Origin of the sequence: Streptomyces iranensis (assembly GCF_017874715.1) — a bacterium.
Classification (GTDB): Bacteria; Actinomycetota; Actinomycetes; order Streptomycetales; family Streptomycetaceae; genus Streptomyces; species Streptomyces iranensis.
Genome location: NZ_JAGGLR010000001.1, coordinates 1 through 21,974, shown reverse-complemented (window position 1 = coordinate 21,974; position 21,974 = coordinate 1). Strand labels below are relative to the sequence as shown.

Genomic DNA, 21,974 nt, shown 5'->3' with positions numbered 1-21,974 from the left:
ATGAGTGGAATTCTCGCTGGTAAGCGCATCCTGGTCACGGGCGTCATCACCGAGGCGTCCATCGCCTTCCACGCCGCCAGGCTGGCCCAGGAGGAGGGCGCCGAGGTCATCCTCACCGGCTTCGGCCGGGTCTCCCTCGTGGAGCGGATCGCCAAGCGGCTGCCCAAGCCCGCCCCGGTCATCGAGCTGGACGTGCAGAACCAGGAGCAGCTGGACGGCCTGGCCGACAAGGTGCGCGAGCACCTGGGCGAGGGCGTCGACCTCGACGGCGTGGTGCACTCCATCGCCTTCGGCCCGCAGGGCGCGTTCAACTTCCTCGAGGGCACCTGGGAGGACGTCGGCACGGCCGTGCATGTCTCGGCCTACTCCCTCAAGGCGCTCACCACGGCGTGCCTGCCGGTCATGGAGCGCGGCGGCTCGATCGTCGGTCTGACCTTCGACGCCCAGTTCGCCTGGCCGAAGTACGACTGGATGGGCGTGGCCAAGGCGGCGCTGGAGTCGACCAACCGCTACCTCGCCCGCGACCTCGGCGAGAAGAACGTGCGCTGCAACCTGGTCTCCGCCGGGCCCATCAAGTCCATGGCCGCGAAGTCCATCCCCGGCTTCGAGGAGCTCGCGGACGTGTGGAACCACCGGGCCCCGATCGGCTGGGACCTGACCGACCCGGAGCCGGCCGGCCGCGGCGTCGTCGCCCTGCTGTCCGACTGGTTCCCGCGCACTACGGGCGAGATCGTGCATGTCGACGGCGGTGTGCACATGATGGGTGCCTGAGCCCACGGCCGCGCCCAAAGCGTTTCCGCGCGACGGCCGCCGTCCCGCTCCCGCGCACCGCGGGTCCGGGCGGCGGCCGTTCCGCTCCCGCGTTCATCCGTTCGGGGGAGCAGGACGCGCGTACGGGTGGCGGGTACGCGCACTGTGGAGTCATACACCCCGTAACACCTGATACGCCCGATACCCCGGCAGCCCCAATACGCCCGAGACGTCTGATGCGCCTCCCAGCGCCCCCGATACGCCCGATACGCCTCCCAGCACTCCCGATACGCCCGATACGCCTGATACGACGAACCGACTCACCGGAGCGCCGGCGCCAGCGACACGGCCGAGGAGGTCCCGCATGCGTACGACCCGCCGTGTCGCGGCCGCGGTGCTGCTCGTCGCCACGGTGGGTCTGGTCATCGCCGCCTCCGGCTCCGCCGCGCAGGACCGGCCCCGGCCGCGCGAGGCCGCCTGCAGCACCACGGTGCGCGGCTCGCACGTCACCGCCAGCTGCTTCAACCCCAACCCCCGCGCCGACCGGGTGCAGCTGCATGTCGAATGCGCTCACTGGTGGGACCCGGACATGGATGCCCGCCCGGTGGAGGTCGGCCCGGCGCAGTATGTGCGGCTCGCCGAGCGCTGCTGGAAGGAGATACGGAAGGCCTGGGTGAGCCACCGCTGAGCGCGGGGGCTGCTACGCATGCGTCCGCGCTTATGGCATGCGCCCGCCCATGGCCGGTCGCTCAGCGGCTCCGGAAACGGCAGCTGAACGGGTGGGTGCTGGCCTCGGCCGCCGCCCGCTCCCCGTCCCCCTCCCGGATCGCCTCCACCAGCCGTCCGTGGTCCACATACGTGTCCGGGCCCATCCCGCTGTCGACGTCCGCGCGCAGGAAGTCCCGTACGACCGCGCCCAGATCCGCGTACAGCTCGGCCAGCACATCGTTGTGCGCGGCGGCCACGACCGCCATGTGCAAGGTGGCGTCCGCCTCGACGAAGGCGTCCGGGTCGCCCGCTTCCCAGGCCCGCTCGCGCCGGTCCAGCTGGGCGTCCAGCTGCTTGAGATCCTGCTCGGTACGGCGCTCCGCGGCCAGGTGGGCCGCCTTCGTCTCCAGCGCGCTCCGGAGCTCGGCCACATGACGGGGGTCGGCAGCGGCGAAGCGGCGGTGCATCACCCCGGCCAGTTCGCTGGTCGCCAGTACGTACGTGCCTGAGCCCTGGCGGATGTCCAGCAGTCCGTTGTGCGCGAGCGCGCGCACGGCCTCCCGTACCGTGTTGCGCGCGACCCCGAGCTGCTCGACCAGCTCGGGCTCGGTGGGGATCCGCGAGCCCACCGGCCATTCGCCCGAGGTGATCTGGGCGCGCAGCTGGGCGATCACCTGGTCGGCGAGGGCGGAACGCCGGGGCGAGGTCAGCGGCATGACTCTCCTGTGCGTGCGGCTGTGCGTGCGGCGGATGCGCTGCGGATGCTGCCTGAGGTGGGCAAACGGACGACCCTTCCATGATGCCGTCCGGCCGTTACCGGGTGGCCGTTATCCACTGGACGGGCATTCATCCTATGATTCTATGATGGTCGGCATGCATACGCCCCCGTCTGACGACCTCGCGACGCCCGGGACCGCCGCCTCCGCGCCCCGCCCGGCGGAACACGGAGGACCGCGCCGCGCGGCCTCGCCCTGGCGCGGCCGCGTCATGGCGGCAGGGCTCATGCTCGCCGCGCTCAATCTCCGCCCCGCCGTCACCAGTCTCGGTCCGCTGCTCGAGGAGATCCGCGACGACCTCGGGATGAGCGGCACCGTCGCCGGAGTGCTCACCTCCGTGCCTCCGGCCTGCTTCGCGCTCTTCGGGCTCACCGCGCCCCGGCTGGCCCGGCGCTGGGGGCCGGGGGCCATCGTCTGCGCCGGGCTCGCCGCCATCGCCACCGGTCTGCTGGTGCGCCCCTTCGCCGGCGGGACCGTGGTCTTCCTGGCCGCCAGCGCGCTCGCCCTGGCCGGGATCGCGGTGAGCAACATCCTGATGCCGGTGATCGTCAAGCGCTGGTTCCCGGACCGGGTCGGCGCGATGACCGGGCTGTACTCGATGGGTCTGTCGCTGGGCACGGCGGCCGCCGCGGCGGCCACCGTGCCGATGACCGACGCACTGGGCGGCTCCTGGCGGAGCGGCCTCGGGGCGTGGGCGCTGCTCGCCGCGGTGGCGCTGGTGCCCTGGCTGTTCCTCTCCCGTGCCGCTCGCGCCGGTACGAGCGGCACGGAAGCGGGCGGTACGGATACGGACGCGCCCGCCGCGGCCGAGACTGCCGCGGCCCCCGCCGACGCCCCCGCGACGCGCATCACCCGCTCCCCCCTCGCCTGGGCGATGGCCGTCTTCTTCGGCTTCCAGGCCACCGCCGCGTACATCTCCATGGGCTGGATGCCGCAGATCTTCCGGGACGCGGGGGTCTCCGCCTCCACCTCGGGTCTGCTGCTGGCCGTGATGATGGCGATGGGTGTGCCGCTCGCCTTCGTCCTGCCGCGGATCGCCGCCCGGCTGCGGCATCAGGGCGTCCTGGTCGTCACCCTCGGCGTCTTCGGGCTCGCCGGTTACGCCGGGCTGTGGCTGGCCCCGGCCGGGGGCGCCTGGGCATGGGCCTTGCTGCTCGGCGTCTCCAACTGCGCCTTCCCGCTCGCCCTCACCATGATCGGGATGCGGACGAGGACCCACGCGGGCGTCGTCCGGCTGTCGGCCTTCGCGCAGAGCGTCGGCTATCTGCTGTCCATCCCGGGCCCGCTGCTGGTCGGCGTGCTCTACCAGCACAGCGGCGGCTGGGGGCAGCCGCTCGCGCTGATGGCCGGGTTCATGGTGCCGCAGATCGTCGCGGGCGTACTGGCCGGACGCGACCGCCACCTCGAGGACGAAGCCTGACGAGGACCAAGGCTGACGAGGACCAAGGCTGACAAGCGCAATGCCTGAGCAGGGCGAGGGCTGAGCGGTCTCGCGTACCGGGGATGGGACACTGGTGCCATGCCAGTGCTCGATGAGAACCCCCCGAACGGCCAGAAGAAGCTCCTCGTCATCTTCGGCGTGATGCTGGGCATCACCGTGATCATCGGCGTGATCGCCACCATCGCCTCGCCCTGACCTGGTGCGGATGCCGGATGGTGGGGCTGGCCCCACCATCCCCTAGGGGGCAGGGCTCAGGGGTAACTGGGTGGCTCACCGGATGGGAGACGCCCCGCCCGCTCCGTACCGTCGAACCATCGACACGTTCGGCGACCCCGGAGGCGATCCCATGTCCGCCCGCACCCAGACCCGGCCCGCGCATCCGGTGGACAGCGGCATGGACACCCGGCTGCCGTGGTGGGCCGTCGCCCTCCCGGCCGTGGCCTTCGCGGCGCTGCTGCTCCTGCTGACCGGACCCACCGACGCCCACGCCGACAGCGGTGGCTCAGGGCCGGTCTCGCAGGTCGTGGAGTTGGTGCGGCGGACCTTCGGAGAGGCGGCACCGTGACCACCGTAGGCGGTGGAGATCAGTTGTGTCCGCCGTATCGCGGGTGTGCTCACGTTTGACGAGGTCGTTCCAACACCCTGCGCCTCGTGCACCGATTCATGCGAAGCTGGGACGCATGAGCGTCGATGTGCCCCGCAGGATTGTCCTCCTTCGACACGCCAAGGCCGACTGGCCCCAGGTGGCCGACCATGAGCGCCCACTCGCGGAGCGCGGCCGCAATGACGCCCCGCTCGCCGGGCGCCGGATCGCGGACGCCGGTCTCACCCCCGAACTCACCCTCTGCTCCACCGCACTGCGCACCCGTGAGACCTGGAAGCTGGTGGTCCACGAGTTGCCGCAGCGCCCCAAGACCGTCTACGAGGAGCGGCTGTACGACGCCCCGGTCGGTCAGCTCATCGAGGTGATCAACGAGACTTCGGACGACGTCACCGACCTGCTGGTCGTCGGTCACAACCCCGGGATGCACGGCCTCGCCGACGCGCTGGCGGGCGAGGCCGACGAGGACGCCAAGGAGCGCATGGACCGCGGAGCCTTCCCCACCTCCGCGTTCGCGGTCGTGACGTTCAGCGGTTCGTGGAAGTCGGTCGAGATCGGCTGCGGGCGGCTGACCAGCTTCTGGGCGCCCCACGAGTGAGCCGCTCGCCGGACGTGCCGCCCCGGGCGTGATGCCACGCCCCAACGCACCGGCCCCCGCTTCACCGTCGTCATAGCCGTACGGGGGAGCGGGGGCCGTTCCGCGTTCCGGACCGGGCTCGTCAGTCCACGTGTGCGTCCGCCGCCTCGACCTCATCGCGGGTCACGCCCAGCAGATACAGCACGGTGTCGAGGAACGGCACGTTCAGGGCGGTGTGCGCGGCCTCCCGGACCACCGGCTTGGCGTTGAAGGCCACCCCCAGACCGGCCGCGTTCAGCATGTCCAGGTCGTTCGCCCCGTCGCCGATCGCGACCGTCTGCACCAGCGGCACCCCCGCCTCGGCCGCGAAGCGCCGCAGCAGCCGGGCCTTGCCCGCCCGGTCCACCACCTCGCCGATCACCCGGCCGGTCAGTTTGCCGTCCGCGACCTCCAGGGTGTTGGCGGAGGCGAAGTCCAGGCCAAGACGTTCCTTGAGGTCGTCGGTGACCTGCGTAAAGCCACCGGAGACCACGCCCACCTGATAGCCGAGCCGCTTCAGGGTGCGGATCAGCGTACGGGCGCCGGGCGTGAGCCGGACCTCCGCGCGCACCTTCTCCACCACGGACTCGTCGATCCCCGCCAGCAGCGCGACCCGCGCGTGCAGCGACTGCTCGAAGTCCAGCTCACCGCGCATCGCCCGCGCCGTGACCTCGGCGACCTCGGCCTGACAGCCCGCATGTGCGGCGAAGAGCTCGATCACCTCGTCCTGGATCAGGGTGGAGTCCACATCCATCACCACCAGCCGCTGCGCCCGGCGCTGCAGCCCCGACGCCACCACGGCCACATCGACGCCGATATCGGCGGCCTCGGTGGCCAGCGCGGTGCGCAGCGGCTCCGTCTCGGCGCCGGACACCTCGAACTCCACGGCCGTCACCGGATACTTCGCCAGCCGGAAGATCCGGTCGATATTGCCGCCGGTGCCGGTGATCCGGGAGGCGATGGCGGCCGTCGACTCGGCGGTCAGCGGGTTCCCGAGCACGGTGACATGGGACCGGCCCGTGCCACGCGGCCGGTTGTCGCCCCGGCCGGAGATGATCTCGGCCTGGAGCCGCATCGACTCCGCCCAGCTGTGCACGGTGGCCCGCAGATCGCCCTCCGCCCCGTCGGCCTTGGGCGCCGTGACCAGGACACACAGCACGATGCGGCCCCGGGTGACGACCTGCTCTATGTCGACTATGTGCAGGCCATAGGCGGCGAGGGTGTCGCAGAGCCCGGCGGTGATACCGGGGCGGTCCTTGCCGAAGATCTTGACAAGGAGAGTGGGGACATCATCGTCCGGAACGGTGGTCACAGGGAGGATCCGCGATGCGCTCATGGTCTTCCCACCGTATCCGGCTGTTCGCGCGCCGCGCGCGGCAGCCCGCACCGTGGACGGCCGACCGAGGCGGAACGTTCATGTCCCGGTCGCCGTGCTGTCACCCCTCGCATGATCGGTGACGTCATGCGCCACGCCCCCCGCTCGGCCCCCGGGGCCCGCCCCCGCCCGGCCCCCGGGGCCCGCCCTCGCCCTCCTCCGGCTGCCGAGCGAGCGCCACCGCCCGGCGCCCCGCCGCGCCCGTCGCCCATGCCGCCAGCGCCCCGGCGGCCCCCGCCACCGCGCCCCACCCCGCGCCCAGCGCCAGCGCCAGCGCGGCGTTCCCGTACAGCTCGATCCCCGCCCCGAAGGCGTCGAAGCCGAGCACGGACAGGCTCGCTCCCGCCGAGACCTGGGTCAGCCCCACCAGCAGCGGCAGCGCGAGCGCGGTCACCACGCCCAGCCGCAGCGCACACCACCCCGCGAAAGCGAACGGCCGGGAGCCCGCCACTGGCGACGGCCGGGAGTCCTCCGCGGGTGACGGCCGGGAGTTCCCCGCGGGCGACGGCCGGGAGCCCGCCACGGGCGTACGGGCCGCGGTGAGCACCCCGGCGGCGAGCATCAGCAGCACACTCGCGACCACCAGCAGCCAGACCCGGCCGTCGAGCTCGGCCAGCCGCCCCACCGTGAGCCGCTCCCCGCCCGGCCCGGCGAGCAGATCGTCCACCGGGTCGGGCAGCACATGCCGCAGCGCACCGCTCGCCCGGCCGTACCAGGGGACGAACAGCCCGAGCGGTACCCCGATCCACACCCCGTTGACCGTGCCGAGCAGCGCCGATCCGAGCACGAGCCCCGGATGGTCGTCCCCGATCGCCGCGTAGACCCCGGCCACCAGGCCCGCGCCGACCGCCAGCACCAGCACCCCGCACAGCGCGGACACCGCCGGCCGGACCGTGCGGTGCAGCGCCTGCCCGCCGGGCGGCAGCGGGGTACGGCGCGAGGCGAGCAGCGCGAGCAGCAGGACGGCGACGACCCACACCAGGCCGCCCAGCAGCGAGCGGCCGGGGGCCACGGTGAAGCCGACGGACGCCTTCGCGCCGACGAGGTCGGACAGCCGGTCCGGCAGCAGCCCGCCGCCGATGTCCGCGATATCGCCCAGCTGCTCGGGGAGCCGGCTCAGCAGATCGTGCTCGGCCTGCTCGGTGCCGAGACCGCGGCGGACGAGCGTGGCACCGTCGATCGTGACCGTATCGTTGCCCACCCAGGTCAGCCCGGCGAGCAGCAGCAGGAAGAGCAGGGCCACCAGGCCCGCCCGCGCGGCGAGTTCGGCCCGGCCGATCACCGCCCCCGCGCCCCGCAACGACCGTACGAACAGCCATCCCAGCAGCAGCGCGCCGACCAGACTCACCCCGAGTGGCGCGATATCGATGGCGGCGCGAGCTTGCGCGCCCTCCAGCCCGAAGACACCCACATCGCCGGACGGAGTGACGGAACCGCCGACCGCCAGCACCGTCGCCGCCGCGGCCATCGGCCCGAGCGCGCCCGCCCCGTCCGCGCCGATCAGATGCAGACCGAGTGCGGCGATACCGACCATGGCCAGGAACGCCCAGCTCACCGAGGCGATCGCGGCGAGCAGCGCGGGGCCCCAGGGCACTCGTACGCCGCCGCTCGCGCTCATACCGTCGACCCCCCCGATCGTCGCGAGTTGCCCGGATAAACCATGATCCGCACTATCCGTCAGCGCTTACCACTTTCCGAGGGCCTTTCGGATGAGTCAATGACGCCCGAGATGCGGTCTTGTCAAAGCCCGACTTCCGGTGAAGGGACTGAGCCTGAAATAGTTCCTCACGATGTTCGCCATCCCTAGACTCCCTGTGTCAGGGGGTAACTCGGGGGACAACTAGTGGGGCATGGAGTGCCGGAACTCGTACTGGAATTGAACGGACAGACCTGGACACTTGATCCATCCAGGTCGTACAGCCTGGGGCGTGACCCCCAGGGCGACATGGTCCTGGACGACGCCAGGGTCTCCTGGCGCCATGCCACGGTGCGCTGGGGTGGGCGCAGTTGGATCATTGAGGATCAGGGTTCCACCAATGGCACCTATGTGCAGGGCCAGAGAATCCAACAGGTGGAAATCGGCCCTGGTTCGGCCGTCCATCTCGGCAATGCCACCGATGGCCCCCGGCTCAGCGTCTCGGGCGGCGGTGCCCCCTCGGGCGGTGCCCCCTCGATGGGTGCCGCGGGCGCGTACGGCCAGCAGGCGGCGATGGGCATGCCCCAACAGGGCCAGCAGGCTCACCAGGGCCAGCAGGGTCAGCAGCCCCCCGCCCAGCAGCCGCCGCGGCAGCCCGGACCCGGCGGCTGGCCGCAGCAGGGTGGGCAGCCGCCCCAAGGGCAGCCCCAGGCGCACCCGCAAGGGCAGCCCCAAGGGCAACCCCAGGCACAGCCCCAAGGGCAGCCCCAAGGCTGGCAGCAGCCCCAGCCCCAGGCCCCGCACCAGCAGCAGCCGTTCGTCCCGCAGCAGCAGGCGCCCCATCAGCCGCAGCAGCAGCCCCCCCAGCCGCATCAGCAGCCGCAGCCTCAGGCCCCGCAGAGCAACCTCGCGCAGAGCGGTCCCGGTGCCGGCCCCTCCGGCCCGGCCGGCACCGCGACCGCCCAGGGCGACCGCAGCCCGACCACCTTCCACCAGCTGGCCGCCGGCCGGGTGATGCGCATCGGCCGTGCGCTGGAGAACGACCTGGTCGTCTCCGATCTGCAGGTCTCGCGCCACCACGCCGAGTTCCAGGCGCTGCCCGACGGCCGCTTCGAGATACGTGACCTCGGCAGCCACAACGGCACCTATGTCAACGGTCAGCCGGTCCGGCAGCAGATCATCGGCCCCACCGACACCGTCGGCGTCGGACACTCCACCTTCCGGCTGGTCGGCGACCGCCTCGAGGAGTTCGTCGACACCGGTGAGGTCTCCTTCTCGGCCCGCCATCTGACGGTGACGGTCGACGGTGGCAAGCAGATCCTCAAGGACGTCTCCTTCGGCGTTCCGGAGAAGTCCCTCGTCGCGGTCATCGGCCCGTCCGGCTCCGGTAAGTCCACGCTGCTCAAGGCGCTCACCGGTTACCGCCCGGCCAACCAGGGCGATGTCCTCTACGACAACCGGAACCTCTACAAGCAGTTCGCCGAGCTGCGTCAGCGCATCGGTCTGGTGCCCCAGGACGACATCCTCCACAAGGAGCTGACCGTCCAGAAGGCCCTGCGCTACGCCGCCAAGCTCCGCTTCCCCGGTGACACCGCCGAGGCCGAGCGCGAGGCCCGGATCGACGAGGTGCTGCGCGAGCTCAAACTGGACATCCACCGGGAGAAGAAGGTCACCGCCCTCTCCGGCGGTCAGCGCAAGCGGGTCTCGGTCGCGCTGGAGCTGCTCACCAAGCCGTCGCTGATCTTCCTGGACGAGCCGACCTCCGGTCTCGACCCGGGCATGGACCGCGATGTCATGCAGCTGCTGCGCGGTCTGGCCGACGACGGCCGCACGGTGCTGGTGGTCACCCACTCGGTGGCCGAGCTGGCGCTGTGCGACAAGCTCCTGGTGATGGCGCCGGGCGGTTCGGTGGCCTACTTCGGCCCGCCGGACGAGGCGCTCAACTTCTTCGGCTACGACAGCTGGGCGGATGTCTTCTCGGCGTTCGAGAACTACCGTGACTACGACTGGGCGGGCCGCTGGCGCGGTTCGCAGCACTACCAGATGTACGCCGCGGACCTGGACTCCGTCGCCCCGCAGTCCGTCCATGTCCAGACGCCGCCGACCCGGATGCAGAAGCCGCAGAGCTGGGGTTCCCAGCTGTGGACGCTGATCCGCCGCTATCTGTCGGTGATCGGCTCCGACAAGGGCTTCATGGGGCTGATGGTGATCCTGCCCGCCGTGCTGGGGGCGGTGAGCGTCGTCATCCCGGCGAAGTTCGGCCTCCAGATGGCCCCGAAGGGCAGTTTCAACCAGGCCGCCGGGACGGTGTTGCTGATCCTTGTGGTCGGCATGTGCTTCACCGGCGCGGCCAACTCCGTACGAGAACTGATCAAGGAACGGGTCATCTACGAACGGGAACGGGCGGTCGGCCTGTCCCGCTCCGCGTATCTGATGTCCAAGGTGATCGTGCTGGGCGTGATCACCGCATGCCAGGGCATCATCATCTCCGCCATCGGTCTCTCGACGCGCAAGCTGCCCGAAGAGGGCCTGCTGATGCCGCCGGCCGCCGAGCTCTGCGTGGCCGTGATCGCGATCGGCTTCACCTCGATGATGGTGGGCCTGGTCATCTCGTCCCTGGTGAAGACCGCGGAGAAGACCATGCCGCTGCTGGTCATGTTCGCGATCGTCCAGGTGGTCTTCACCGGTGTGCTGTTCAAGATCTTCGGATCGCCGGGTGTCGAGCAGTTCGCCTGGCTGATGCCGTCCCGCTGGGCGATCGGCGCGGCCGGTGCCACGCTGGACCTCGGCCCGGGGGCCGGTCACATGATGGCGCCGTGGGACAGCAAGAAGCCCCTGGACACCGACCCGCTGTGGGAGCACACCACCACCCAGTGGGGCGTCGACATGGTCGCGCTGATCGTCCTGGGCATCGTGTGCGGCATCGTGGTCGCACGGCTGCTGCGCCGCCATGAGCCGGAGGTCATGCGCAAGTAGCCACCACCGCGGCCAGGAGAACACGGCCGCGGGAAGCACGGCCGCGGGAGCACGGCCGAGAAATCACGGTCACGAAAAGCGCGGTCACGAAAAGCACGGTCACGGAGAAGGGCGACGGCACCCCTCGCACACAGGGGGTGCCGTCGCCCTTCGGCGTCGGAACGCCGGGTTCTGGACGGGCCCTTCGGGCTTAGTACGGGCCGTTCACGTTGTCCATCGAGCCGTACCGGTCCGCGGCGTAGTTGCAGGCGGCGGTGATGTTCGCGACCGGGTCGTAGGCGTCCCAGGGGGTTCCCTCGACGTGGTACGCCTGGAAGGTCGGGGCTATTACCTGGAGCAGGCCCTTGGAGGGCACGCCGTTCTGGGCGTTGATGTCCCAGTTGTTGATGGCGCGCGGGTTGCCGCCGGACTCCCGGATGATGTTGCGGTGGATGCCCTCGTAGGAGCCGGGGATGCCCTTCTTCTTCATGATGTCGAGGGACTCCCGGATCCAGCCGTCGAGGTTGTCCGGGTAGGTCTTCTTCTCGGCGGCGACCGTCTCGATACGCGTGGCGGAGCGGCTCGCGGCCTGCTTGGCGGCGCGCTCCTTGGCGGCCTTGGCCTCGGCGGCCTTCTTCGCGGCGGCCTGTTCAGCCGCCTTCTTCTCGGCGGCCTCTTCCGCGGCCTGCTTGGCGGCGGCCTTCTTCGCGGCCTCGTCCTTGGCCTGCTTCGCGGCGAGGGCGGACTGCTTCGCCAGGGCCTCGTGGTGGGCCTGGGCGTCGGCCTTCTGAGAGGTGAGGGCGACCGGCTTGTTCGGCAGGTCCTGGGCCGTGGTCTTGGCGCCGGCGTCACCACTGGGGACGACCGCGAAGGCTATGGCCGCCGCACCGGCGGCCGCGATTCCGGCGGCGGAGTACTTGTGCGTCTTGGTGAGACGGTTGTAACCGGGGATGTTCGGCAGGGGCATGGCGGAGTAGACCTCTTCCAATCGCTTGAGTCGCAGGCCAAATCGGCGCGCAGAGCGCCGTTCCTGGATCTACGGCGCCGTGCGACTGGGTGAAATTCTTAGCTGCCGCAAAAAGCTGTCGCAAAGGCGTGACATACGATGCTGCTTAGTGGATAAGTAGGCTGCTCATGCCCACGCGGACGGCCGTCATCCCCGCTCAGTCGCCTATGAAACGTCCACTAAGCACGTTCGTACGTGATTTAGGTCGTGTGTCCGGGCTCACATCGCGGAGCTTCTCATATTGCGCGGTGTGCCCAGGCAAATGCTCAGGGTGTTTGTATTTTCCACCCCTGTAACAGCCCCTTTGGGGGCCTCGTGTGCGCCGTTCGACCTAGGGCTCAGGTCTTATCAGGTGGCCGCCGACCGGCCGATATGCCCACCGGATGGCGGTGGGTACGGTAATGCCCATGACGAAAGGACGGGGCGGCGGAGCCGAGGCCGGGCTGAGTCGGGTGAGCGCGGCACTGCTCGCGATGAGCCGACATCTGGAAGTCCGTGATGTCCTAAAGACCATCGTTGTGTCCGCCCGTGAGCTGCTCGATGCGGAGTATGCCGCTCTGGGGGTTCCGGATGATCACGGAGGTTTCGCCCAGTTCGTAGTAGATGGGGTCAGTGAGGAGCAGTGGAAGGCCATCGGGCCGCTGCCGCGACAGCACGGCATTCTCGCCGCGATGCTCAAGGACGCCACTCCGCAGCGACTCGCCGATGTGCGACTGGATGCCCGTTTTGAGGGATGGCCATCAGCTCATCCCGTTATGTCGGATTTCTTGGGACTTCCCATTGCCGATGGCGATGAAGTTCTCGGCGCGGTATTCCTCGCCAACAAGCGATGCCCCAAGCCCGAGGGCGGCTGCGGTTTCACCGCCGAGGACGAGGAGCTGCTGTCCATCCTCGCCCAGCACGCCGCCATCGCCCTGACCAACGCCCGGCTCCACGAGCGCAGCCGCGAGCTCACCATCGCGGGGGAGCGGGCCAGGCTCGCCCACGAGCTGCACGACGCGGTCTCCCAGAAGCTCTTCTCGCTGCGGCTGACCGCCCAGGCGGCCACGGCCCTGGTGGACCGCGACCCCGGCCGCGCCAAGGACGAGCTCCAGCAGATCGCGCTGCTCGCCGCCGAGGCCGCCGACGAGCTGCGCTCCGCCGTCGTGGAGCTGCGTCCCGCCGCCCTCGACGAGGACGGCCTCGTGGCGACCCTCAGGACCCAGGTGCGGGTGCTCGACCGGGCCCACTCCGCCCGTGTCACCTTCGCCTGCCACGGCGTACGGGCGCTGCCCGCCGCCCAGGAGGAGGCCGTGCTGCGGGTGGCCCAGGAGGCCCTGCACAACGCGCTGCGCCACGCCGACGCGCGGCAGGTGGACGTCACCCTCGCCCGGCACGGCCAGGGCGCCCGGCTCCGCGTCGCCGACGACGGCAGGGGATTCGACCCCTCGGCCGTACGGCGCGCCGGGCGCCACCTCGGGCTGGTGTCGATGCGGTACCGGGCCGGCGGCGTCGGCGGCGGTCTGACGGTGGAGTCGGCGCCCGGCAAGGGCACCGTGATCGAGATGGAGGTGCCCGGTGGCTGACCCGGGACGGATTCGGGTGCTGCTCGTCGACGACCACCAGGTGGTGCGGCGCGGCCTGCGGACCTTCCTCCAGGTCCAGGACGACATCGAGGTGGTCGGCGAGGCGTCGGACGGCGAGGAGGGCGTGGCCCGCGCCGAGGAGCTGCGCCCCGACGTCGTCCTCATGGACGTGAAGATGCCCGGCCTGGACGGGATCGAGGCGCTGCGCACCCTGCGCGACCTCGACAACCCCGCCCGGGTGCTGGTGGTGACGAGCTTCACCGAGAAGCGCACCGTGGTCCCCGCCCTGCGCGCGGGCGCCGCGGGTTATGTCTACAAGGACGTGGACCCCGAGGCGCTGGCCCGCGCCATCCGCTCCGTCCACTCCGGGCATGTGCTGCTCCAGTCCGAGGTGGCCCTCGCGCTGCTCTCCCAGGAGGACGGCGGCGGCCAGGGGCGCGGCGGGTCCCTCACCGAGCGTGAACGCGAGGTGCTGGCGCTGATCGCGGACGGCCGGTCCAACCGGGAGATCGCCCGTGCGCTGGTGCTGTCCGAAAAGACCGTGAAGACCCATGTGTCCAACATTCTTATGAAATTGGATCTGGCCGATCGCACCCAGGCCGCTCTATGGGCGGTACGGCACGGGATCGGAGCATGAACAGCGTTTCTCCGTGCAATCACACCAACGTGTGGCGATCACTCGAACAGCGCAACTCGCCATCGTCCGGGCCGTTCTTCACGGCGTACCGCGGCGGACCGCCGCGGTGACGCGCTGATGAATGAAGGGTCTTGAGAAGTGAAGAACATCAAGAGGTTCGCTGCCCTCACGATCGTGGCCGGCGGACTCGCCGTCGCCGGTGCCGGTGTCGCCTCCGCCCAGGGCCCCCAGGCCGACGGTGGGGCGATGACGTCCCCGGGTGTCGTTTCCGGCAACAACATTCAGGCGCCCATCCACGTGCCCGTGAACGTCTGCAGCAACACCATCTCGGTCATCGGGGCCATGAACCCGGCGTTCGGCGTCCCCTGCGTCCGCTGACCGCCCCCCTGGCGGATATCCCGACGCACCACCGGCCGGCCCCGGAGGCACCCGCCTCCGGGGCCGGCCCCATGTCAGCCCCCGAGCCCCGATGACGGCCCGAGACGTCGGATCCGAGAAGACCGGCCCCCGCGGTGGTCAGAGACCCGCGAAGTCAGAGACCCGCGGTGGTCAGAGAACGCCCGGCACCTTCATCGGCTTCAGCCGGCGGCGCGGGCTCGCCCCCGACGGCCGGTGCAAGCCCTTCTCGGCGGCGGCCGACGGTTTCGGGCCCGCCGAGGGCGTCGGCATGCTGTTCCTGGAGCGGCCCTCCGACGCACACCGCAACGGGCACCACGTGCTGGCCGTCGTCCGGGGCACGGCGACCAACCAGGACGGTGCGAGCAGCGCGCTCTCACCGCGAAGGTCAGAGGCCGCCCCGCTCCCGCTCCTCCACATACGCGTTGTACGCCGCCACCTGGGCCCGCCGCGAGGTGCGCTCCACCGGCCGCAGTGCCTCGGCCCGCGCCGTGATCTCCGACGCGCTCACCGCCCCGCCGTGCTCCCGGCCGTCCCCGCCCGCCATATACGCGATGTCCACCAGCGCGCCCACCCGCTGCGCCAGCTCCAGCACCCGTATGGCCCGCGGCGGATAGCCCGGAGCCAGCACCTCGCGCCCCCGCTCGGCCCGCGCCCGATACGCCTCCAGGGCCGCCTCGGCCACCGGGCCCGACCCCGCCACGTTCAGCCGCGAGAGCACCTCCGTGGCCTCCCGCAGCGCCTCCGCCAGCTCCCGCTCGGCCTCGCTCAGCGACGGCACATCGGCCGGCGGCGCCTCCCGCACGGCCTGACACCGCCACACCACCTCGATGTGCTGATCGCCCTCGGGCCCGGCCGCCGACACCTCGGGCACCAGGCCGAGCGCCGCCCCGGTGGCGATCACCGCCTCGCCCGCGTCGAGCGCGTGGGCGTTGAACTCCGGCGGGCCGCTCAGCCCCAGGGGATGCCCCGCTATGGGCAGCGCCACCCGCAGCCCCTTGGCCCCGAGCGCCCGCAGCCGCCCCAGCGCCAATGTGAGCCCCACCTGCGCGGACTCCCCCGGAAGCCCGGCCACCCGGTGCGACGCGTCCTCACCCGCGATGCGATGCGCCGCCTCATCGGGGGAGACAAGTCCGGCGAGAAGGGCATTTCCCCAAGCTGCGAGGCGCCCTGAACGTGGTTCATCGAGCATGGAACCAGCCTAAGGACTGCCACCGACAACGTGTGGCGTAGGTTTTCCTCAGGGGGCTGCGCCCACAGGCGCACGCACGACTCGAGACTGCAATGGGAGACAACGCGCTCATGAGCGAGGTTCTGGAGCTGCTGGACGTATCGGTGGTCCGCGATGGGCGGGCTCTGGTGGACGAGGTCTCCTGGTCGATCAAAGAAGGCGAGCGCTGGGTCATCCTCGGGCCCAACGGCGCCGGCAAGACCACCCTCCTCAACCTCGCCTCCAGCTATCTCTTCCCGAGCGCCGGAAGCGCCCGGATCCTCGGCGAGCAACTCGGCCGCGTCGACGTCTTCGAGCTGCGCCCCCGCGTCGGCATGGCGGGCATCGCCATGGCCGAGAAGCTGCCGCGCCGCCAGACCGTCCTCGGGACCGTCCTCACCGCCGCGTACGGCATGACGGCCCACTGGCAGGAGGACTACGACGCGGTCGACGAGACCCGCGCCCGCGCCTTCCTCGACCGCCTCGGCATGACCGAGTACCTCGACCGGAGGTTCGGCACCCTCTCCGAGGGCGAGCGCAAGCGCACCCTCATCGCCCGCGCCATGATGACCGACCCCGAGCTGCTGCTCCTCGACGAGCCCGCGGCCGGACTCGACCTCGGCGGCCGCGAGGACCTCGTCCGCCGCCTCGGACGGCTCGCCCGCGACCCGCTCGCCCCGTCGATGATCATGGTGACACATCATGTCGAGGAAATCCCCCCCGGCTTCACCCATGTTCTGATGATCCGCCAGGGGAAGGTGCTCACCGCGGGCCCGGTCGAGACCGAACTGACCTCCCGCAACCTCTCCCGCTGCTTCGGACTCCCGCTGGTCGTCGAGCGCAACGGCGAGCGCTGGACCGCCCAGGGCCTGCCGCTGACCTGATGTCCGCCCCCTGCGCCCACCGTGCCACCGGCAGGTGATCCGCGCACTGTCCCCGGCGACTTGGGACAACTACCATGACCATGTGGATCCATGGGTGTGGTGGCTGATCGCCGCCGTAGGACTGGGCATCCCGCTCGTGCTGACCGCGATGCCCGAATTCGGGATGGTCGCGGTCGGCGCCGTGGCCGGTGCCATCACCGACGCGCTCGGCGGCGGCATCGTGCTTCAAGTCGTCGTCTTCTGCGCCGTCTCCGTGGCATTGGTCGCCGTCGTACGCCCGATGGCGGTCCGCAGCCGCCGTCAGCAGCCCGAGCTGCGCAGCGGCATCGAGGCGCTGAAAGGCCGCCAGGCCGTCGTCCTCGAGCGCGTCGACGACGGCGGAGGCGGCCGGATCAAGCTCGCGGGCGAGGTGTGGTCCGCGCGCTCGCTCGACCCCGGCCAGGCTTATGAACCAGGGCAGCAGGTCGACGTGGTGGAGATCGACGGTGCGACGGCCATCGTCATGTAGACGCCGTACCGGGAGTGTCCTACCAAGAGTTGAGGGCGCCCCGGTTGAGCTGCGGAGTCGACCATCGATCTGACAGACTCCACCCTCGGGAACCGCCAGACTTGATCATCCTGACCATCCGAATCGCCGCATGAAGGGCACGGGGAGCCGCTGTGGAACCGATCATCATCGTCCTGATCATCCTCGTGGTGCTGGTCTTCATCGCACTGATCAAGACGATCCAGGTCATCCCGCAGGCCAGTGCCGCCATCGTGGAGCGCTTCGGACGCTACACACGCACCCTCAACGCGGGCCTGAACATCGTCGTCCCGTTCATCGACTCGATCCGCAACCGCGTCGACCTCCGTGAACAGGTCGTGCCCTTCCCCCCGCAGCCGGTGATCACCCAGGACAACCTGGTGGTGAACATCGACACCGTCATCTACTACCAGGTGACCGACGCCCGCGCCGCCACCTACGAAGTGGCCAGCTACATCCAGGCGATCGAGCAGCTGACCGTCACCACCCTGCGGAACATCATCGGTGGCATGGACCTCGAGCGCACCCTGACCTCCCGCGAGGAGATCAATGCGGCGCTGCGCGGCGTCCTCGACGAGGCCACCGGCAAGTGGGGCATCCGCGTCAACCGCGTCGAGCTCAAGGCCATCGAGCCGCCCACCTCCATCCAGGACTCGATGGAGAAGCAGATGCGCGCCGACCGTGACAAGCGTGCCGCGATCCTCCAGGCCGAAGGTGTCCGGCAGTCCGAGATCCTGCGCGCCGAGGGTGAGAAGCAGTCCGCGATCCTGCGGGCCGAGGGTGAGTCCAAGGCCGCCGCGCTGCGCGCCGAGGGCGAGGCCCAGGCCATCCGTACGGTCTTCGAGTCCATCCACGCCGGAGACCCGGACCAGAAGCTGCTCTCGTACCAGTACCTCCAGATGCTGCCGAAGATCGCCGAGGGCGACGCCAACAAGCTCTGGATCGTGCCCAGCGAGATCGGCGACGCCCTCAAGGGCCTCGGCGGGGCCATGGGCAACTTCGGCCCGTTGACCGGCGGCGGAAACGGCGGCGGCACCCCCAGCGGCACCGGTAAGGAGCCCGCCCCGCGCCGCGAACAGCCCACGATCGACTGAACGGACGGCGGCGGGGCGGTCCCTCAGCGCCTGCGCCAGGGGATGGGACTCAGGCAGGCAGCGCCAGCCACTCCGGCAGACCGTCCCGCTCCGCCGCCCCCAGCGCCAGCAGCAGCGCATCCGAAGGCGTCGGCTCGAACGGCGCCTTGAGCAGCCGCATCCCCGCCTGCTCCGGAGTCCGGTCCGCCTTACGGTGGTTGTCCTCGGCACACGAGGCCACCGTATTCAGCCAGGTGTCCCCGCCCCCGCGCGACCGCGGCACCACATGGTCCACGGTCGTCGCCCGGCGGCCGCAGTACGCGCACCGGTGCTGGTCCCGGACCAGCACCCCGCGCCGCGACCACGGGGCACGTCTTCGGAACGGCACCCGTACGAAACGGCACAGCCGGATCACCCGCGGCAGCGGCAGATCGACGTCCGCGGCCCGCACCCGCAGTCCCGGGTGGGCGTGTTCGACGACGGCCTTGTCCTGGAGGACCAGCACCACGGCGCGCCGCAGCGTGACCGTCGCAAGCGGCTCGAAGCTCGCGTTCAGAACCAGCGTCTCGCGCATCCCGACCACCCCCGCATCCCGGTGTCCCGGTCCCGTGCCGGAGATCGGCGGGACCGGGATCAACTCTGGCCGGGAGGCCGGTCGAGAACAACGCAATTTCGCCGCGTCAGCCCGCGGCCGGCACCTCGTACTCCCCGATCAACTGGGCCCGCCCCAGCGTGTGGAACCGCAGGTTGAAGCCGACCACCGCGGGCGAGGCGTCCGCGTCCGGGCCCAGCTTCTCGGCGTCCACCGCGTAGACGGTGAACACATAGCGGTGCGGACCGTCCCCGGGCGGCGGCGCGGCCCCGCCGAAATCACGGGTCCCGTAGTCGTTGCGCGCCTGTACGGCCCCCTCGGGCAGGCCGGTGAAGCCACCGCTGCCCGCACCCGCCGGAAGCTCGGTGACCGTGGCCGGGATGTCGAACACCACCCAGTGCCAGAACCCGCTGCCCGTCGGCGCGTCCGGGTCGAAGCACGTGACGGCGAAGCTCTTCGTCCCCTCCGGGAAACCCTCCCAGCGCAGCTGCGGAGAGGTGTTCCCCTCCGCCTGCACCTGGGCGGACTTGAGCGTGCCGCCCGGTGCCACATCGTCGCTCACCACCGAGAACGACGGCACCGGCGGATGGAAGTCGTGGGGGAGCGGGGCCCGGTTCTGCTCGGACACGTCGAGAACCTCCTGGAAGTCGCAGTGGATCATCTCCGCGGCCAGCCTAACGAGACCGGTACCCGGCGGGCTGGCACCATGGCGCCCATGACCGGCCCCACCCTCGCCCTCCACCTACGCCTCGACGGCGTGACGGACAAGGACGGCTTCCTCGCCCGCTGCGCCCGGGACCTGCGCTTTCCCGACTGGTACGGGCGGAATTGGGATGCCCTCGCCGACTGCGTCACCGATCTGTCCTGGTGGGCCGAGGGCGGCGAGCCCAGCGGTTGTCTGCTGGACATCCAGGGCTGGCCGGCCTTCCGCGACGCGGACCCCGACGCCGCCGCGATCGCGGCCGACATCCTGGCCGACGCGGAGGCGTACTGGGCGGCGCAGGGACGGCCCCTGGTGGTGCGCTACGACGACGGCCCCTGAGGGGCACGAGACGGCCTCTGAGGGGCACGAGGACGGCTCCCGAAGGCACGAGGACGGCCCCCTGCCGGGGACCGCGGGAGCCCCTCGCACAGGAACGCGGGGCGCGCGCCGAGCTGCCCTCGGTGTACGCCCCGCGCCGAAGTCCGGTCCGGGGAGGGGGAAACCTCAGAACCAGTTGCGCTTGCCGCCGACCTGGGCGAGCCACTGGTTCAGATACGCGGCCCAGTCGGTGTCCTGGAAGGTGGCCAGGTTCATCGTGAACGACCGGTAGGTGTCACTGCCCTCGGAGAACAGCCCCGGCTTCTTGTCCATCTCCAGCACCACGTCCATCTCGCGGTCGTCCGCGACGAAGGACAACTCCACCTGGTTCAGGCCCCGGTACTGCTCCGGCGCGTAGAACTCGATCTCCTGGTAGAAGGGCAGCCGCTGGCGGGTGCCACGGATGTGCCCGCGCTCCAGGTCGGCGCTCTTGAACCGGAAGCCGAGGGCGCCGAAGGCGTCCAGGATCGCCTGCTGGGCGGGGAGCGGATGCACATTGACCGGGTCCAGGTCGCCCGAGTCGACCGCGCGCGCGATCGCCAGCTCGGTGGTCACCCCCACGTTCATGCCGGACAGATGGCGGCCCATGAACATGGTGATCGGGGTCTCCCACGGAACCTCCAGGCCGAACTGCACCGCGTGCACCGCGCCCGGCTGCACCTCGAACGCGCCGCCCAGCCGCTGCCGGGTGAACTCCACGTCCTGCTTGTACTCCTGGTCGTTGCCCTCCACCTCGACCCGCGCCTGCAGGCCGACCGAGAGCCCCTCGATCTGCTGCGCGACCGAGCCGCCCTGGATCCGGACCTCGCCCTGCACAATGCCGCCCGGGACGACGTTCTCCTCGGTCAACACCGTCTCCACCGAAGCGCCACCGGCACCCATACTCGCGAGCAGCTTCTTGAAGCCCATGTTCTCCCTCTCAAGGACGCGACTGCGTCTTGACTCGATCGCATTCGATCACTGTTGACACCTAGAAACGCGAAACAGCCGTGGACGGTTCCGCGGCTCATACCCTTCCAGCGGATCGGTGCCGCCTCCAACCACCGGTTCATATCTGTTCCACTACGCTCGGGGCGCGTGACAGCAGGACCTGACCGCGCCCCCCTCGACCGCGCCCCCCTCAACCGTGACTTCTTCGACCGGCCCGTCCTCGAGGTCGCGCCCGACCTCCTGGGCCGCGTCCTGGTCCGGCGTACCCCGGACGGACCGATCGAATTGCGCCTCACCGAGGTCGAGGCGTACGCGGGCCCGGCGGACCCCGGTTCGCACGCCTACCGTGGCCGCACCGAGCGCAACGCCGTGATGTTCGGCCCCCCGGGGCATGCGTATGTCTACTTCACCTATGGCATGTGGCACTGCCTCAACCTGGTCTGCGGACCGGAGGGCCACCCCAGCGGGGTGCTGCTGCGTGCGGGCGAGGTGCTGCACGGCCATGAGTGGGCCCATCAGCGCAGGCCGAAGGCGCGCAACGACCATGAGCTGGCCAAGGGCCCGGCCCGGCTGGCCACGGCCCTGGGCGTGGACCGCAGACTGGACGGCAGCGATGTGTGCGGGAACCCTGACGCCCCGCTCGCCATACTCACCGGCCACCCCGCCCGGCCCGAGCAGGTGCTCAGCGGTCCGCGTACCGGTGTGGGCGGCGAGGGCGCAACCCACCCCTGGCGCTTCTGGATCGACGGCGACCCCTCGGTGAGCCCCTACCGGGCCCACACCCCGCGTCGCCGGAATTCGACGCGCCGTCAGGTCGGAACTTGACTCCGCTGGACGGGACGCCTAACGTAGCCCGAGCCGCTTGAGACGGGCAGCGCTGTCGTCACGATCCCAGGATCGAGTCACCGCCGCGGCCCCGGAGCGGCCAACCACTACGACGATTCCCGAACAGGGTCCTGTTTCGCTGCGCGAAATCAAGGCCCGGGGCTCCGATTAGGAGTCGAGCGGGAAATTCGCTAAAGTAGTGGACACGCCGGAAGGCGCGAAAGACCCCGCTCCAGCAGGGGGCCGGAAACGGAATTCGGATCGGAAACGACCGGAAATCGGATCTGGTAAGGTTGGAAACACCGAAGGGAAGCGCCCGGAGAAGCCGGTGAAACGGTTTCGAAGGAAGCGTCCGTTCCTTGAGAACTCAACAGCGTGCCAAAAGTCAACG

Annotated in this window: 23 protein-coding genes and 1 pseudogene; 16 read left to right on the top strand and 8 right to left on the bottom strand. The window is 70.6% G+C overall.

The annotated features are described in order from the left end of the window. Complete coding sequence (gene fabI, locus J2Z30_RS00115; RefSeq protein WP_044577420.1) at positions 1-771, top strand: enoyl-ACP reductase FabI; 771 nt, start codon at positions 1-3, stop codon at positions 769-771. A gap of 343 nt (positions 772-1,114) precedes the next feature. Beyond that, entirely contained in the window at positions 1,115-1,438 is a 324-nt protein-coding gene (locus J2Z30_RS00110; RefSeq protein WP_044577423.1) for a hypothetical protein, read from the top strand. A 61-nt stretch (positions 1,439-1,499) separates the two neighbouring features. Here J2Z30_RS00110 and J2Z30_RS00105 read toward each other — a convergent pair whose 3' ends face one another. Then, complete coding sequence (locus J2Z30_RS00105; protein ID WP_044577425.1) at positions 1,500-2,174, bottom strand: FadR/GntR family transcriptional regulator; 675 nt, start codon at positions 2,172-2,174, stop codon at positions 1,500-1,502. A 157-nt stretch (positions 2,175-2,331) separates the two neighbouring features. Between J2Z30_RS00105 and J2Z30_RS00100 the strand changes: the two genes are divergently transcribed. From J2Z30_RS00100 to J2Z30_RS00090, 4 genes are all read left to right on the top strand, one after another. Further along, positions 2,332-3,654: a CynX/NimT family MFS transporter gene (locus J2Z30_RS00100; RefSeq protein ID WP_245387418.1), complete on the top strand. Its 1,323-nt coding sequence runs from the start codon at positions 2,332-2,334 to the stop codon at positions 3,652-3,654. Between the two features lie 99 nt (positions 3,655-3,753). Beyond that, entirely contained in the window at positions 3,754-3,870 is a 117-nt protein-coding gene (locus tag J2Z30_RS50720; RefSeq protein ID WP_251983317.1) for an SGM_5486 family transporter-associated protein, read from the top strand. A 151-nt stretch (positions 3,871-4,021) separates the two neighbouring features. Next, the gene (locus J2Z30_RS00095; protein ID WP_044577431.1) at positions 4,022-4,240 is read left to right on the top strand and encodes a hypothetical protein; all 219 of its coding nucleotides are present in this window, start codon (positions 4,022-4,024) and stop codon (positions 4,238-4,240) included. Positions 4,241-4,355: 115 nt separating this feature from the next. Next, positions 4,356-4,874: a SixA phosphatase family protein gene (locus tag J2Z30_RS00090; protein WP_044577434.1), complete on the top strand. Its 519-nt coding sequence runs from the start codon at positions 4,356-4,358 to the stop codon at positions 4,872-4,874. 121 nt (positions 4,875-4,995) lie between these two features. Here the strand turns inward: J2Z30_RS00090 and serB are convergent, their stop codons facing one another. Beyond that, a complete protein-coding gene (serB, locus tag J2Z30_RS00085; protein ID WP_044577437.1) occupies positions 4,996-6,228 on the bottom strand; it encodes a phosphoserine phosphatase SerB in 1,233 nt (410 codons plus the stop codon). Positions 6,229-6,352: 124 nt separating this feature from the next. Next, positions 6,353-7,885, bottom strand: a complete 1,533-nt coding sequence (locus tag J2Z30_RS00080) for a streptophobe family protein (RefSeq protein ID WP_052701643.1) — start codon at positions 7,883-7,885, stop codon at positions 6,353-6,355. Between the two features lie 225 nt (positions 7,886-8,110). Between J2Z30_RS00080 and J2Z30_RS00075 the strand changes: the two genes are divergently transcribed. Then, on the top strand, positions 8,111-10,879 hold the full coding sequence (locus J2Z30_RS00075; RefSeq protein ID WP_078956972.1) for an ABC transporter ATP-binding protein/permease: 2,769 nt from the start codon (positions 8,111-8,113) through the stop codon (positions 10,877-10,879). A 190-nt stretch (positions 10,880-11,069) separates the two neighbouring features. Here J2Z30_RS00075 and J2Z30_RS00070 read toward each other — a convergent pair whose 3' ends face one another. Next, a complete protein-coding gene (locus J2Z30_RS00070) occupies positions 11,070-11,825 on the bottom strand; it encodes a transglycosylase SLT domain-containing protein (protein ID WP_044577442.1) in 756 nt (251 codons plus the stop codon). 446 nt (positions 11,826-12,271) lie between these two features. Between J2Z30_RS00070 and J2Z30_RS00065 the strand changes: the two genes are divergently transcribed. From J2Z30_RS00065 to J2Z30_RS51600, 4 genes and pseudogenes are all read left to right on the top strand, one after another. After that, positions 12,272-13,429, top strand: a complete 1,158-nt coding sequence (locus J2Z30_RS00065; RefSeq protein WP_044582105.1) for a GAF domain-containing sensor histidine kinase — start codon at positions 12,272-12,274, stop codon at positions 13,427-13,429. Beyond that, the gene (locus tag J2Z30_RS00060; RefSeq protein WP_044577445.1) at positions 13,422-14,066 is read left to right on the top strand and encodes a response regulator; all 645 of its coding nucleotides are present in this window, start codon (positions 13,422-13,424) and stop codon (positions 14,064-14,066) included. Before J2Z30_RS00065 ends, J2Z30_RS00060 begins: the two co-directional genes overlap by 8 nt. Before the next feature lie 138 nt (positions 14,067-14,204). Next, complete coding sequence (locus J2Z30_RS00055) at positions 14,205-14,444, top strand: chaplin (RefSeq protein WP_044577447.1); 240 nt, start codon at positions 14,205-14,207, stop codon at positions 14,442-14,444. Between the two features lie 178 nt (positions 14,445-14,622). Beyond that, a pseudogene (locus J2Z30_RS51600) lies at positions 14,623-14,841 on the top strand (beta-ketoacyl synthase N-terminal-like domain-containing protein); the annotation flags it as partial. A gap of 9 nt (positions 14,842-14,850) precedes the next feature. Here J2Z30_RS51600 and J2Z30_RS00045 read toward each other — a convergent pair. Then, a complete protein-coding gene (locus J2Z30_RS00045; RefSeq protein WP_044577450.1) occupies positions 14,851-15,654 on the bottom strand; it encodes an Rv1486c family protein in 804 nt (267 codons plus the stop codon). A gap of 110 nt (positions 15,655-15,764) precedes the next feature. Between J2Z30_RS00045 and J2Z30_RS00040 the strand changes: the two genes are divergently transcribed. The 3 genes from J2Z30_RS00040 to J2Z30_RS00030 all read left to right on the top strand — a co-directional run bounded on the left by J2Z30_RS00040 (position 15,765) and on the right by J2Z30_RS00030 (position 18,176). Continuing rightward, the gene (locus J2Z30_RS00040; RefSeq protein ID WP_044582106.1) at positions 15,765-16,556 is read left to right on the top strand and encodes an ABC transporter ATP-binding protein; all 792 of its coding nucleotides are present in this window, start codon (positions 15,765-15,767) and stop codon (positions 16,554-16,556) included. Between the two features lie 82 nt (positions 16,557-16,638). Beyond that, positions 16,639-17,064 carry an NfeD family protein gene (locus J2Z30_RS00035; RefSeq protein WP_308279574.1) on the top strand — a complete coding sequence of 142 codons (426 nt, stop codon included), beginning with the start codon at positions 16,639-16,641 and terminating at the stop codon, positions 17,062-17,064. Positions 17,065-17,216: 152 nt separating this feature from the next. Continuing rightward, positions 17,217-18,176 (top strand): SPFH domain-containing protein, encoded by a 960-nt coding sequence (locus J2Z30_RS00030; protein ID WP_044577455.1) that lies wholly within the window; start codon positions 17,217-17,219, stop codon positions 18,174-18,176. Positions 18,177-18,225: 49 nt separating this feature from the next. Here J2Z30_RS00030 and J2Z30_RS00025 read toward each other — a convergent pair whose 3' ends face one another. Then, complete coding sequence (locus J2Z30_RS00025) at positions 18,226-18,729, bottom strand: HNH endonuclease (RefSeq protein WP_044582107.1); 504 nt, start codon at positions 18,727-18,729, stop codon at positions 18,226-18,228. Between the two features lie 106 nt (positions 18,730-18,835). After that, positions 18,836-19,408: a YbhB/YbcL family Raf kinase inhibitor-like protein gene (locus J2Z30_RS00020; RefSeq protein ID WP_245387417.1), complete on the bottom strand. Its 573-nt coding sequence runs from the start codon at positions 19,406-19,408 to the stop codon at positions 18,836-18,838. A 54-nt stretch (positions 19,409-19,462) separates the two neighbouring features. Between J2Z30_RS00020 and J2Z30_RS00015 the strand changes: the two genes are divergently transcribed. Next, positions 19,463-19,789: a barstar family protein gene (locus J2Z30_RS00015; RefSeq protein WP_020872352.1), complete on the top strand. Its 327-nt coding sequence runs from the start codon at positions 19,463-19,465 to the stop codon at positions 19,787-19,789. A gap of 165 nt (positions 19,790-19,954) precedes the next feature. On the opposite strand, the gene J2Z30_RS00010 is transcribed toward J2Z30_RS00015, so the two are convergent. Then, the gene (locus tag J2Z30_RS00010) at positions 19,955-20,737 is read right to left on the bottom strand and encodes a sporulation protein (RefSeq protein ID WP_044577460.1); all 783 of its coding nucleotides are present in this window, start codon (positions 20,735-20,737) and stop codon (positions 19,955-19,957) included. A 168-nt stretch (positions 20,738-20,905) separates the two neighbouring features. Here J2Z30_RS00010 and J2Z30_RS00005 point away from each other — a divergent pair, with 168 nt between their 5' ends. After that, positions 20,906-21,583, top strand: a complete 678-nt coding sequence (locus tag J2Z30_RS00005) for a DNA-3-methyladenine glycosylase (protein WP_044577463.1) — start codon at positions 20,906-20,908, stop codon at positions 21,581-21,583. Positions 21,584-21,974 lie beyond the last annotated feature (391 nt).

Coding starts and splice junctions, on each gene's coding strand:
- fabI (WP_044577420.1), top strand. CDS start 1: ATGAGTGGAATTCTCGCTGGTAAGCGCATCCTGGTCACGGGCGTCATC.
- J2Z30_RS00110 (WP_044577423.1), top strand. CDS start 1,115: ATGCGTACGACCCGCCGTGTCGCGGCCGCGGTGCTGCTCGTCGCCACG.
- J2Z30_RS00105 (WP_044577425.1), bottom strand. CDS start 2,174: ATGCCGCTGACCTCGCCCCGGCGTTCCGCCCTCGCCGACCAGGTGATC.
- J2Z30_RS00100 (WP_245387418.1), top strand. CDS start 2,332: ATGCATACGCCCCCGTCTGACGACCTCGCGACGCCCGGGACCGCCGCC.
- J2Z30_RS50720 (WP_251983317.1), top strand. CDS start 3,754: ATGCCAGTGCTCGATGAGAACCCCCCGAACGGCCAGAAGAAGCTCCTC.
- J2Z30_RS00095 (WP_044577431.1), top strand. CDS start 4,022: ATGTCCGCCCGCACCCAGACCCGGCCCGCGCATCCGGTGGACAGCGGC.
- J2Z30_RS00090 (WP_044577434.1), top strand. CDS start 4,356: ATGAGCGTCGATGTGCCCCGCAGGATTGTCCTCCTTCGACACGCCAAG.
- serB (WP_044577437.1), bottom strand. CDS start 6,228: ATGAGCGCATCGCGGATCCTCCCTGTGACCACCGTTCCGGACGATGAT.
- J2Z30_RS00080 (WP_052701643.1), bottom strand. CDS start 7,885: ATGAGCGCGAGCGGCGGCGTACGAGTGCCCTGGGGCCCCGCGCTGCTC.
- J2Z30_RS00070 (WP_044577442.1), bottom strand. CDS start 11,825: ATGCCCCTGCCGAACATCCCCGGTTACAACCGTCTCACCAAGACGCAC.
- J2Z30_RS00065 (WP_044582105.1), top strand. CDS start 12,272: ATGACGAAAGGACGGGGCGGCGGAGCCGAGGCCGGGCTGAGTCGGGTG.
- J2Z30_RS00045 (WP_044577450.1), bottom strand. CDS start 15,654: ATGCTCGATGAACCACGTTCAGGGCGCCTCGCAGCTTGGGGAAATGCC.
- J2Z30_RS00040 (WP_044582106.1), top strand. CDS start 15,765: ATGAGCGAGGTTCTGGAGCTGCTGGACGTATCGGTGGTCCGCGATGGG.
- J2Z30_RS00025 (WP_044582107.1), bottom strand. CDS start 18,729: ATGCGCGAGACGCTGGTTCTGAACGCGAGCTTCGAGCCGCTTGCGACG.
- J2Z30_RS00020 (WP_245387417.1), bottom strand. CDS start 19,408: ATGATCCACTGCGACTTCCAGGAGGTTCTCGACGTGTCCGAGCAGAAC.
- J2Z30_RS00015 (WP_020872352.1), top strand. CDS start 19,463: ATGACCGGCCCCACCCTCGCCCTCCACCTACGCCTCGACGGCGTGACG.
- J2Z30_RS00010 (WP_044577460.1), bottom strand. CDS start 20,737: ATGGGCTTCAAGAAGCTGCTCGCGAGTATGGGTGCCGGTGGCGCTTCG.